Origin of the sequence: Paraburkholderia sp. GAS33 (assembly GCF_050436645.1) — a bacterium.
In the GTDB taxonomy this organism is placed as follows: domain Bacteria; phylum Pseudomonadota; class Gammaproteobacteria; order Burkholderiales; family Burkholderiaceae; genus Paraburkholderia; species Paraburkholderia phenazinium_B.
This window is the reverse complement of record NZ_JBNDMP010000004.1, coordinates 256,752-268,864: the sequence shown is the minus strand read 5'-3', so window position 1 is coordinate 268,864 and position 12,113 is coordinate 256,752. Positions and strand designations below refer to the sequence as shown.

The following is a 12,113-nucleotide window of genomic DNA, read 5'->3' as shown; positions in this document are numbered from 1 at the left end:
TCACGGATTCACCATGCCTAAGAAACGTACTTCTCCCAATCGCAACGTGCAGATCGCCGATCAGATCCAGCGCGACCTGTCCGAGCTGCTGCGCGAGATCAAAGACCCGCGCATCGGTATGGTCACGATTCAAAGCGTCGAACTGACGCCGGACTACGCGCACGCGAAGGTCTACTTCACGACGCTGACCGGCGACCCGCAACAGACGCTGCAAGGCCTGATTCATGCGGCTGGTCATCTGCACAATCAGTTGTTCAAGCGCCTGCATATCCACACGGTGCCGACGCTGCATTTCCACTACGACAAAACCATCGAACGTGCCGTGGAAATGTCGCGTCTGATCGACGAGGCGAACGCTAGCCGCGCGAAAGACGAGTGATTGCGCGCGGTGTTGCAGCTTCCTCGATGCTCACCGTTGACCGCATATTGCCCATGCTGACTTCCCGTTCGTCCTCATCGTTTTGATATGACCGCACCTCAACGACCCCGTGTGCCGCGTCGCGCGCTCGATGGTGTGTTATTGCTCGACAAGCCCATTGGCCTGTCGAGCAACGACGCGCTGATCCGGGTGAAGCGCCTTTACCTGGCGAAGAAGGCTGGCCATACCGGCACGCTCGATCCCCTCGCCACCGGTTTGCTGCCGCTGTGTTTTGGCGAGGCGACCAAGTTCTCGCAGGATCTGCTCGAAGCCGACAAGACCTACGAGGCCACCATGCGCCTCGGTGTCCGCACGGCTACCGGCGACGCGGAAGGCGAGGCGATCGAAACGCGCGAAGTGGCCTGCGATCAGCCGGCGGTCGTTGCTGCGATGGAGCGCTTTCGCGGCGACATCGTGCAGGTGCCGCCGATGTATTCGGCGCTCAAGCGCGACGGCAAACCGCTGTACGAATACGCACGGGCGGGTCAGGTGGTGGAGCGGGAAGGGCGTCCGGTGACGATTCATGCGCTTGAGATGCTGGCTTGCTCGCTGCCTGACGTGACGTTCCGCGTGACTTGCAGCAAGGGAACGTACGTGCGCACGCTGGCCGAGGATATCGGCGAGGCGCTTGGCTGTGGCGCGCATCTGGTTGCATTGCGGCGCACGGGCGTCGGCGCGTTGACGCTGGAACATTCGGTGACGCTCGATGCGTTGTCCGACGCGGCCGAAGCCGAGCGCGATAAGTGGCTGCAGCCGGTCGACGCTCTGCTTTCGACTTTCCCGGCAGTGCAGCTCGATGAAGAAGGCGCACGCCGCTTTCTGCACGGTCAGCGCCTGCGTCTGGCCGATCTCACGTTGACCAAAGAGGCGGCTGCTGCGGAGCGTGTGCGCGTCTACGCTGCGGAAAGCAAGCTGCTTGGCGTCGCGAAGCTAGGCGAGGGCGTGCTGGCGCCGGAGCGACTCGTGGTGAACGCGGCAAGCTAAGGCGCGATTCGCAAAAAACAAAAAAGGCGGCCCCGTCATTGCGGTACCGCCTTTTTCATTGCTGCGCTTGCTTCGAAGACGTTGAGTCAATCACGCTGAGCCAAACCTGCTCAAGTCCCGCCTTCGAAGCCACATCAACCGTCAATGCGCCGCTGCCGCCGCTGCACCGGCATCGCCACCTGCTCGCTCAGGCTTCGTGATCCAGATCAGCGCAATCAGCGCGACGAAGATCCCTGCCGAGACGTAGAACAGATCGTTCACCCCCAACTGCGCCGCCTGCTGCGTCACCATATTGTTGAAGAGACCGTACGCCTGCGGCTGACTGAAGCCGGCCGCACCCATCTGACGTATCGACTGATCGAACACCGGGTTATACAGGTTGGCCTGGGCACTCAGGCGTGCGTGATGCAGGATCGTGCGGTGATCCCAGGCAGTCTGGAAAATCGACGTGCCGATACCGCCGCACATGATCCGCACGAAGTTCGACAATCCCGATGCCGCCGGAATCCGGTTGCCTGGCAGACCTGACAACGTGATCGACACCAGCGGAATAAAGAACCCCGCCATGCCGATGCCCTGAATCAGCGTGGGAACCAGCAGCGAAAACGTGTCGACGCCGGTGGTATAGCGCGAACGCATCCAGAAACACAGCGCGAACACCAGGAACGACGCCGTGGCGATGTAGCGCGGATCGGTACGCGGCAAAATCTTGCCGGTGATGGGCGAGAGCAGCACCGCGAAGAAGCCGACCGGCGCCATGACGAGACCGGCGTTGGTAGCGGTGTAGCCGAGATCGGTTTGCAACCACAGCGGCAACAACACGAGGTTGCCGAAGTAGAGCCCATAGCCGATCGATAGCGCCACCGTGCCGCCGGTGAAATTGCGCTTGCTGAACAGCGACAGGTCGACCACAGGATGTTCCGCCGTCAGTTCCCAGACAATGAAGAACGCGAGCGCGATCACCGCGGTCAGCGCTAGCACCACGACCGTGGTGGAGGCGAACCAGTCGAGGTCTTTACCCTTGTCGAGCATCACCTGCAGCGAGCCGACCCAGATGATCAGCAAGGCGAGTCCCACGCCGTCGATCGGCGCCTTGCGGATTGCCGAATCGCGATTGCGGAAGATCGTCCACGTGGCGATGGCGGCAATTGTGCCGACCGGAATGTTGACGTAGAAGATCCACGGCCATGAGATGTTGTCCGAGATCCAGCCGCCCAGAATCGGGCCGGCCACCGGTGCAATCAGTGTGGTCATGGCCCACATGGAAAGCGCCATGGGCGCCTTCGCGCGTGGATAGCTGGCCAGCAAAAGTGTTTGAGACAGCGGAATCATCGGCCCGGCGACCGCGCCTTGCAGCACGCGCGAGGCGAGCAGGAAGGGCAGCGTCGGCGCAAGACCGCACATCCACGATGAGATCACGAACAGGATGATCGACGCCATGAACAGGCGCACCTGGCCGATGCGCTCGGTGAGCCAGCCGGTCAAGGGCACGGAGATCGCGTTCGCCACCGCGAACGACGTGATCACCCACGTGCCTTGATCGGACGAGACGCCGAGATCCCCGGAGATGGACGGGATCGACACGTTTGCAATCGAGGTGTCGAGCACGTTCATGAAGACGGCGAGCGACACCGCGATGGTGCCGATCACCAACTGCGCCCCCTCTAACGGCGGATGAGGAATGGGCGCTTGAGACTGAGCCATGTATCAGAAACCTTGTTTTAATGTGGCGCAGCGTTACATTGCCTTGGCGGGTGCGTTGGTATCGCGGGCAGCCGACTTCTGTCCACCGCCGCCTTGACCCGCGTTTTCAGCAATGATGCGGGCGATTTCGGCGTCGGCCTGATCGCCGTACTTGTCGAACACGTTGGTCTGATAGATCGTGTTCGGTGCTTCGCCTAGCTGACCGCCGTTTTCGTCCTTGATGCTGACGTCGGCGTCCATCGACAGGCCGATACGCAGCGGATGCTTTTCGAGTTCCTGCGGGTCGAGCGCGATCCGCACCGGCAGACGCTGCACCACCTTGATCCAGTTACCCGTGGCGTTCTGTGCCGGCAGCAGCGAGAACGCCGAGCCCGTGCCAGCCGAGAAGCCGACCACCTTGCCGTGGAACACCACCGACGAGCCGTACACGTCGGCCGTCAGTTCGACCGGCTGGCCGATGCGCATATGCTTCAGCTGAACTTCCTTGAAGTTCGCGTCGACCCACACGCCGTTCAGCGGCACGATCGCCATCAGCGGATTGCCCGGCGAGACGCGCTGGCCGACCTGCACCGAGCGCTTCGCGACGTAGCCGGTGACCGGCGCCGGCAGCGTGTTGCGGGCGCTCGCCAGATAGGCGTCGCGCACCTTGGCAGCTGCAGCTTCCACGTTCGGGTGGTCGGCAATCGTCGTGTTGGCGGTCAGTGCGCGGTTCGAGGCGAGCTGTTGCTTTGCGGCGTCGAGTGCGGCCTGGGCGCTCTTCACGGCATCACGGGCGTGCGAGATTTCTTCCTGCGACACAGCGCCGGTCTGGGCGACCAGCATGCGGCGGCGCAGGTCGTCCTGGGCGCGTGAGAGATCCGCTTCACGGACTTCCACCTGGGCCTGGTACTGGTTGTCGTCGGCGAACAGGCCGCGCACCTGGCGTACCACCTGGCCGAGATTGGCCTCGGACTGTTCCAGCGCGACGCGTGCATCCGCCGGGTCCAGCACGACGACCGGGTCGCCGGCCTTGACGGTCTGCGTATCGTCGGCGTTCACCGCGATGACCGTACCGGTCACTTGCGGCGTGATCTGCACGACGTTGCCGTTCACATACGCGTCGTCAGTCGACTCGTGGAAGCGCGCGACGAGGAAGTAGTAAAACCCGTAGGCGATCGCGGCAATCAGGATCACGATGACGAGCAACGCCATCATGCGCTTGCGTTTGCTGTTGTTCGCCGGTTGTGCGTTGGCAGCAGGTTGCTGGGGGGTGCTCATTGATATGCTCCGTATTCTCTCAATCTGCGTCGTTTATTCGGGTGGGCATTCGGATTCAGTTCGCTGCCGTTGCTGCTGTTTGTGCCGTGCTGGTCGCTTGAGCAGGTGGCGTGGCCGGTGTCGTCTGCGCTGCCGGGGCCGCTTGTGCGGCGGGTGAGGGGGACGCGCCGTCCGGTGCATCGGCCGGTACCACGAGACCAGTCTGGGTCGCGTCGAAACCGCCGCCGAGCGCCTTGATGAGACCGATCTGCATGTCGCGGCGGCGCATCTTCAGATTCGTCACCGTCTGTTCGGCGGCGAGGCGGTTCTGGTCGGCGGTCAGCACCTGCAGTTGTTCCGACAGACCCGCCTTGTAGCGGATCACGGCCAGCTGGTATGCCTTGGTCGAGGCGTCGAGCGCGCGCTGTGCGTCACCCGATTGCTGATCGATCGAACGGATCGTTGTGATCTGTGTGGCGACATCCGACAGCGCGCTGATCAGCGTCTGGTTGTAGTTGGCGACGTCCAGGTCGAAGTCGGCGTAGCGGCCTTTCAACTGCGAGCGCAAGGCGCCGGCGTCGAAGATCGGCAGGTGGATGGCCGGCCCGAACTGCATGTTGCGGCTCGACGAGGTCAGGAATTTGCCCCATCCGAACGCATCGAAGCCCGCAGCGGCGGACAGATTGATGTCCGGGAAGAACTCTGCTTTCGCTTCCTTCACGTCGTGCATCTCGGCTTCGACCTGCCAGCGTGCGGCGACGATATCGGGGCGGCGCGAGACCAGATCGGCAGGCACGTTATCCGGCAGGATGACGGGGTTGCCCACCGTCAGGACCGGCTTGGCGATCTGCAAGCCGCGATCCGGTCCCTTGCCAAGCAGCGCACCCAGCTGATAGCGCACGTTGGCGATCTGGCCATCGAGATCGCTCAGGTTGGTCTGGCTCGTCGCGATGTTGCCGTTGGCGGTCTGCTGCTCGACGTTGGTGTCGAGACCAGCGACAACGCGGCCGTGGGTGATGCGGCCAATATCCTGACGATTGGCGATTTCGCGCGCGGCGATATCGCGCAGCGCGTACAGCTGGGCAAGCTGGTTATACGTACTCGCTACCGACGCGGCGAGCGTCACACGCGCCTGCTGCACGTCGGCTTCCGCCGCTTTCTCCTGCGAGACCGCCTGGCCAAGGCGCTGACGGTTCTTACCCCACAGGTCCAGATCCCACGAGGCGCTCGCCAGCGCATTGTTTTCGCTATACCAGGTGCCGCCGTAGGGCGGCGGATAGATCGAGTTGGCCGAGAAAATCTCGCGGTTCCACGAGTAGCTGCCGTTGACCTTCGGATAGAGCGCCGAGCGCGTGCTTTCGATATACGACGAAGCCTTCGCGAGCCGCGCCTGAGCCTGGGCGATCGACGGGCTGCCTTCCAGGGCCTCCGCGATCAACTGCGGCAGTTGCGGGTCGCCGAACTGATTGGCCCAGTCGAGCGACGGCCACTGGCCGCCCTGCGCCGGCAGGCTCTGACTCGACTCGTACTGCGTCGCCGGCGCGATCTGCTTGTCGCTCTTGATACCGCTGTAGTTCGCGCACCCCGCGAGGGCCAGCGCCGTCACCGCAGCGGCGACAGCGGCCCGGCACGAGACGGCGGGCGCGAACAGGGAAAGGGATTTCATCGCTGCACTCATGGTCAGTGAATTGTAATGATGGACAGTGCAAGCAGCTTATGACGATTTGACGTCAGAATTGCTTGCTACGTCACGGGTTATGCCCGTTAGATCACAACCGCTATTGATCAGCACGCGGCGCAGCATGCTCTTCAGGAAACCGACTTCCTCGGCCGTAAAGCCAGCCAGAAAGCCATCCACGACGCTGTTGAAAATCGCCGGCATGCGGGCGGCCACGCTTTGGCCTTCCGGTGTTAGCGCGAGCCGCACGACGCGCCGGTCTTCACTGCTGCGAACCCGGGTGAGCAGGCCACGTTTTTCGAGCCGGTCGACCAGACGCGTGACTGCGCTTGCATCGATGCCGTATTCGCGGGCCAGTTCCGCCGCCAGCAGACACTTGCCGCTGGCCACCATGAACAGGATGCTGCCTTGCTGGCTGGTGATGCCGAGTTCGGCCATCGTGCGTTGCGTGATCTCGTTCGACATGGTCGATCTCACGCGGGAAATCAGGTAGCCGACGCTTTCGCCGAGCTGATAGGAACTGATTTCCGGCGGCGGCGTGGGGATCTGATCGGTCATGATTCTCATGCGACTGCAATGGTTGACTATGCAGGATTATAAATTGTCGTTAATTGACCCGGCAAGCGTTATTACAGCTTAGGCAACGATCTCTGGCGTCTCAAGCGCTTTAAAGATCGGCGGTAGTGGAGGAGAATCTTGCGCGCGAGGGCCGTCGAGCAAGGCGTTGCGGCTGCGCGATTCGCGAAATGCGATGTAAGGAAATATGAGGCCGGCCGTCGGCGGCATGGAAGTCGGACGGCGCATGCGCGCGTTGCAACTAAGGGAATACCAGAAAACCTTAACTTGCGCGTGCTATAATTTTGGGTTCCCAAAAGTGCGCTTTGGGCTTTGTTGGCTTTGTACACAATGCTGCTGCTGGCGCACTCAACTGTCCCCAGGTTCCTATGACCCGCGCCCTACGCAACATCGCCATTATTGCCCACGTCGACCACGGCAAGACTACGCTCGTCGACCAGCTCCTCCGTCAGACCGCCACTTTCCGCGACAACCAGCAGATGGTCGAGCGTGTGATGGACTCGAACGACATCGAAAAGGAACGTGGCATCACGATCCTCTCGAAGAACTGCGCGGTCGAGTACGAAGGCACCCACATCAACATCGTCGACACGCCGGGCCACGCCGACTTCGGCGGTGAAGTGGAGCGCGTGCTGTCGATGGTCGACTCGGTGCTGCTGCTGGTCGATGCCGTGGAAGGTCCGATGCCGCAAACGCGCTTCGTCACGAAGAAGGCGCTGGCGCTCGGCCTCAAGCCGATCGTGGTGGTCAACAAGGTTGACCGTCCGGGCGCGCGGATCGACTGGGTGATCAACCAGACGTTCGATCTGTTCGACAAGCTTGGCGCAACAGATGAGCAGCTCGATTTCCCGATCGTCTATGCGTCGGGTCTCAATGGTTATGCCGGTTTGACCCCGGACGTGCGTTCGGGCGACATGCGCCCGCTGTTCGATGCCGTGCTGGAACACGTTCCGGTTCGCCCGGCCGATCCGGAAGGTCCGCTGCAACTGCAGATCACGTCGCTCGACTATTCGTCGTACGTGGGCCGTATCGGTGTGGGCCGCATCACGCGTGGCCGTATCAAGCCGGGTATGCAGGTTGCCGTGCGCTCGGGTCCGGACGGCGCGATCCTGAACCGCAAGATCAACCAGGTGCTGTCGTTCAAGGGTCTTGAGCGCGTGCAGGTGGAGTCGGCTGAAGCCGGCGACATCGTGCTGATCAACGGTATCGAAGAAATCGGCATTGGCGTGACCATCTGCTCGCCGGAACAACCGGAAGCGCTGCCGATGATCACGGTCGACGAGCCGACGCTGACGATGAACTTCCTCGTCAATTCGTCGCCGCTGGCTGGCCGTGAAGGCAAGTTTGTGACGAGCCGTCAGATTCGCGATCGTCTGTTCAAGGAACTGAACCACAACGTGGCGTTGCGCGTGAATGAAACCGGCGACGAAACAACGTTCGAAGTGATGGGTCGCGGCGAACTGCACCTGACCATTCTCGTGGAAAACATGCGTCGTGAAGGTTACGAACTCGCCGTGTCGCGTCCGCGCGTGGTTATGACGGAAGTGGACGGCGTGAAGCACGAGCCGTACGAAAACCTGACCGTCGACATGGAAGATGCCCACCAGGGTGGCGTGATGGAAGAACTGGGCCGCCGCAAGGGCGAAATGCTCGACATGGCGTCGGACGGCCGTGGCCGTACGCGTCTCGAGTACCGCATTTCGGCGCGTGGTCTGATTGGCTTCCAGGGCGAATTCCTGACACTTACGCGCGGCACGGGCCTGATGAGCCATACGTTCGATTCGTATCAGCCGGTCAAGGAAGGCGGTGTCGGCGAGCGTCGCAATGGCGTGCTGATTTCGCAGGACGACGGTGCTGCGGTTGCTTACGCACTGTGGAAGCTGCAGGATCGCGGCCGCATGTTCGTGTCGCCGGGTGAGCCGCTGTATGAAGGCATGATCATCGGCATTCACAGCCGCGACAACGACCTGGTCGTCAACCCGATCAAGGGCAAGCAGTTGACCAACGTGCGTTCGTCGGGCACCGACGAAGCCGTGCGCCTCGTGCCGCCGATCCAGATGTCGCTGGAATACGCGGTGGAATTCATCGACGACGACGAACTGGTCGAAGTCACGCCGCAATCCATTCGTCTGCGCAAGCGTTACCTGAAGGAACACGAGCGCCGCAGCGCCAGCCGTAAGGGCGCAGTGGACTAAAGCAGAAGGGCCGACGGCCCGTGTTGGCCTGGCAATAGCGGGTCAATGCCGGCTAATGCCGGCCAATAGCAGATCAATAGTCGGTCAATTGATGCAATGCAAAAGCCACCCTCGGGTGGCTTTTGCCGTTTATGGCGCGATCAAGTGTTGTTTGTGGTTACGCCAAATTGCAGGACACTGTTGTGTATCCCGAAAATGTCCGCAAAAGCCCGTCAGGAAAGGGTTCTGCGCCAGTGCGTCTGCTATCTGCAGTATCTGTTATGTGATATGCTTCCGCGGATGCAAGTTAAGGTCCTTCCAAGCAAGACTTGATTCGCGCAATCCGCCAAACGGTCAGGCCGTGTCGCGGAAGGTTTCGGTAACCCGCTATTTCTCGAGAAACTCGAAGAAAGGTGAGCGTAAAAATGATGAAGCAATTCCAGTCGAACTCCTATCTGTTCGGCGGCAATGCTCCGTACGTAGAAGAAATGTACGAAGCGTATCTCGATAATCCGGCGTCAGTGCCCGAGAACTGGCGTGTGTATTTCGACGCGTTGCAGAACGTTCCTGCATCGGATGGCAGCAATGCCAACGACGTGGCCCATGGCCCGATCGTCGAATCATTTGCACAACGGGCCAAGGCGAACGCCTTCATCCCGCGCACCGCAACTGGCGGCGAAGACCTCGCTACCGCGCGCAAGCAAGTCTACGTGCAGTCCCTCATCGGCGCATACCGCTTCCTCGGCACGCAATGGGCCAACCTCGACCCGCTGAAGCGCCGCGAACGTCCCGCGATCCCCGAACTTGAACCCGCGTTCTACGACTTCACTGAAGCCGACATGGACCAGGAGTTCAGCGCAACTAACCTGTACTTCGGGTTTGAACGCGCGTCGCTGCGTGAGATCGTCAAGGCATTGCGCGATACGTACTGCGGCACGATCGGCGCCGAGTACATGTACCTCAGCGATCCGGAACAGAAGCGCTGGTGGAAAGAAAAGCTCGAATCGATCCGTTCGACGCCGAACTTCTCCAATGAGAAGAAGAAACACATTCTGAATCGCTTGACCGCCTCTGAAGGCCTCGAGCGCTTCCTGCACACCAAGTACGTCGGCCAGAAGCGTTTCTCGCTCGAAGGCGGCGAAAGCTTTATCGCCTCGATGGACGAAGTCGTGCGTCACGGCGGTGCCCGCGGCGTGCAGGAAATCGTCATCGGCATGGCCCACCGCGGCCGTCTGAACGTGCTGGTCAATACGCTCGGCAAGATGCCGGCTGACCTGTTTGCCGAGTTCGAAGGCAAGCACGTCGACGATCTGCCGGCCGGCGACGTCAAGTACCACAAGGGCTTCTCGTCGGACGTTTCGACCGAAGGCGGCCCGGTTCACCTCTCGCTCGCGTTCAACCCGTCGCACCTTGAAATCGTCAACCCGGTGGTCGAAGGCTCGGCCAAGGCCCGGATGGACCGTCGCGGCGACGACAGCGGCCTGCAAGTGCTGCCGGTGCAGATTCACGGCGACGCGGCTTTCGCAGGTCAGGGCGTCGTGATGGAAACGCTGAACCTCGCGCAAACGCGTGGTTACGGCACGCACGGCACGCTGCACATCGTCATCAACAACCAGATCGGCTTCACCACGTCGGATCCGCGCGACTCGCGCTCGACGCTCTACTGCTCGGACGTCGTCAAGATGATCGAAGCACCGGTGCTGCACGTGAACGGTGACGATCCCGAAGCGGTGGTTCTGGCTACGCAGATCGCCATCGACTTCCGGATGCAGTTCCATAAAGACGTCGTGGTCGACATCGTCTGCTTCCGCAAGCTGGGCCACAACGAGCAGGACACGCCGGCCGTCACCCAGCCGCTGATGTACAAGACGATTGCGAAGCACCCGGGCACGCGCGCGCTGTACGCTGAAAAGCTCGTGCAGCAAGGCGTGATCACCGCGGAAGAAGCCGACGAATTCGTCAAGGCCTACCGCAAGGCGATGGACGAAGGTCATCACACGGTCGACCCGGTGCTCTCGAACTACAAGAGCAAGTACGCGGTGGACTGGGTGCCGTTCCTGAATCGCAAGTGGACCGACGCAGCGGATACCGCAGTGCCGCTGGCTGAACTGAAGCGCCTCGCTGAGCGCATCACCACGGTGCCGGAAAACTTCAAGGTTCACCCGCTCGTCGAACGCGTCATCAACGACCGTCGCGCGATGGGCCGTGGCGAAGCGAAGCTCGACTGGGGCATGGGCGAACACCTGGCCTTCGCGTCGCTGGTCGCATCGGGCTATGCCGTGCGCCTGACCGGTCAGGACTCGGGCCGCGGCACGTTCACGCACCGTCATGCGGTGCTGCACGATCAGAATCGCGAACGCTGGAACGACGGCACGTACGTGCCGCTGCAGAACATCGCCGAAGGTCAGGCGAAGTTCACGGTGATCGACTCGGTGCTGTCGGAAGAAGCGGTGCTCGGCTTCGAATACGGTTATTCGACCGCTGAACCGAACACTTTCGTCGCATGGGAAGCGCAGTTCGGCGACTTCGTGAACGGCGCGCAAGTCGTGATCGACCAGTTCATCTCGTCGGGCGAAGTGAAGTGGGGCCGTGTTTCCGGTCTCACGATGCTGCTGCCGCACGGCTACGAAGGCCAGGGTCCGGAGCACTCGTCGACCCGTATCGAACGTTTCCTGCAACTGTGCGCAGACCACAACATGCAGGTCGTTCAGCCGACCACGCCGGCGCAGATTTTCCACCTGCTGCGCCGTCAGATGATCCGCCTGTTCCGCAAGCCGCTGATCGTCGCTACGCCGAAGTCGCTGCTGCGTCACAAGGAAGCCGTGTCGGACCTGTCCGAACTGGCGAAGGGTGCGTTCCAGCCGATCCTCGGCGAAATCGACGAAGCCATCGAAGCGAAGAAGGTCAAGCGCGTCGTGGTCTGCTCGGGCCGCGTGTACTACGACCTGCTCGCTCATCGCCGCGAAGCGAAGGCAAACGACGTCGCGATCATCCGTATCGAACAGCTCTATCCGTTCGCGCACAAGCAGTTCGAAGCGGAAATGAAGAAGTACGACAATGCGACCGAAGTGGTCTGGGTGCAGGACGAGCCGCAGAATCAAGGCCCGTGGTTCTACATCGAGCATCACCTGAAGGAAGGCATGAAGGACGGACAGAAGCTGGCGTACAGCGGCCGTCCGGCTTCGGCATCGCCTGCAGTTGGGTACTACGCGAAGCATTACGAGCAGCAGAAGGCGCTGGTCGAAGGTGCATTCGGCCGTCTGAAGAGCGCGTCGATCGCTAAATAACTTATTGAACCGAACCGGGGAAGCGCAGTGCGCTTTCCCGCGCCGCATCTGACGGC

8 protein-coding genes are annotated in these 12,113 nt (G+C 61.5%); 4 read left to right on the top strand and 4 right to left on the bottom strand.

Annotated elements, in window-relative coordinates; all coding sequences use genetic code 11:
* The first annotated feature begins 13 nt into the window (after positions 1-13).
* Complete coding sequence (rbfA, locus tag P3T24_RS14830; protein ID WP_074264984.1) at positions 14-379, top strand: 30S ribosome-binding factor RbfA; 366 nt, start codon at positions 14-16, stop codon at positions 377-379.
* A gap of 87 nt (positions 380-466) precedes the next feature.
* Positions 467-1,402, top strand: coding sequence for a tRNA pseudouridine(55) synthase TruB (gene truB / locus P3T24_RS14825; RefSeq protein ID WP_429435603.1), 936 nt, complete (start codon positions 467-469; stop codon positions 1,400-1,402).
* Between the two features lie 141 nt (positions 1,403-1,543).
* On the opposite strand, the gene P3T24_RS14820 is transcribed toward truB, so the two are convergent.
* From P3T24_RS14820 to P3T24_RS14805, 4 genes are read right to left on the bottom strand one after another with little or no spacing between them, the layout of a single operon-like run.
* Positions 1,544-3,106, bottom strand: a complete 1,563-nt coding sequence (locus P3T24_RS14820) for a DHA2 family efflux MFS transporter permease subunit (RefSeq protein WP_074264982.1) — start codon at positions 3,104-3,106, stop codon at positions 1,544-1,546.
* Positions 3,107-3,139: 33 nt separating this feature from the next.
* A complete protein-coding gene (locus P3T24_RS14815) occupies positions 3,140-4,363 on the bottom strand; it encodes an EmrA/EmrK family multidrug efflux transporter periplasmic adaptor subunit (protein ID WP_074264981.1) in 1,224 nt (407 codons plus the stop codon).
* 55 nt (positions 4,364-4,418) lie between these two features.
* Complete coding sequence (locus P3T24_RS14810; protein WP_429435600.1) at positions 4,419-6,008, bottom strand: efflux transporter outer membrane subunit; 1,590 nt, start codon at positions 6,006-6,008, stop codon at positions 4,419-4,421.
* Positions 6,009-6,056: 48 nt separating this feature from the next.
* Positions 6,057-6,578 carry a MarR family winged helix-turn-helix transcriptional regulator gene (locus P3T24_RS14805; RefSeq protein ID WP_429407495.1) on the bottom strand — a complete coding sequence of 174 codons (522 nt, stop codon included), beginning with the start codon at positions 6,576-6,578 and terminating at the stop codon, positions 6,057-6,059.
* 386 nt (positions 6,579-6,964) lie between these two features.
* On the opposite strand from P3T24_RS14805, the gene typA reads away from it, so the two are divergent.
* Positions 6,965-8,791, top strand: a complete 1,827-nt coding sequence (gene typA / locus P3T24_RS14800) for a translational GTPase TypA (protein WP_429407493.1) — start codon at positions 6,965-6,967, stop codon at positions 8,789-8,791.
* Between the two features lie 404 nt (positions 8,792-9,195).
* Positions 9,196-12,057 carry a 2-oxoglutarate dehydrogenase E1 component gene (locus P3T24_RS14795; RefSeq protein ID WP_074264977.1) on the top strand — a complete coding sequence of 954 codons (2,862 nt, stop codon included), beginning with the start codon at positions 9,196-9,198 and terminating at the stop codon, positions 12,055-12,057.
* The last annotated feature ends 56 nt before the right edge of the window (positions 12,058-12,113 follow it).

Coding starts and splice junctions, on each gene's coding strand:
- rbfA (WP_074264984.1), top strand. CDS start 14: ATGCCTAAGAAACGTACTTCTCCCAATCGCAACGTGCAGATCGCCGAT.
- truB (WP_429435603.1), top strand. CDS start 467: ATGACCGCACCTCAACGACCCCGTGTGCCGCGTCGCGCGCTCGATGGT.
- P3T24_RS14820 (WP_074264982.1), bottom strand. CDS start 3,106: ATGGCTCAGTCTCAAGCGCCCATTCCTCATCCGCCGTTAGAGGGGGCG.
- P3T24_RS14815 (WP_074264981.1), bottom strand. CDS start 4,363: ATGAGCACCCCCCAGCAACCTGCTGCCAACGCACAACCGGCGAACAAC.
- P3T24_RS14810 (WP_429435600.1), bottom strand. CDS start 6,008: ATGAAATCCCTTTCCCTGTTCGCGCCCGCCGTCTCGTGCCGGGCCGCT.
- P3T24_RS14805 (WP_429407495.1), bottom strand. CDS start 6,578: ATGACCGATCAGATCCCCACGCCGCCGCCGGAAATCAGTTCCTATCAG.
- typA (WP_429407493.1), top strand. CDS start 6,965: ATGACCCGCGCCCTACGCAACATCGCCATTATTGCCCACGTCGACCAC.
- P3T24_RS14795 (WP_074264977.1), top strand. CDS start 9,196: ATGATGAAGCAATTCCAGTCGAACTCCTATCTGTTCGGCGGCAATGCT.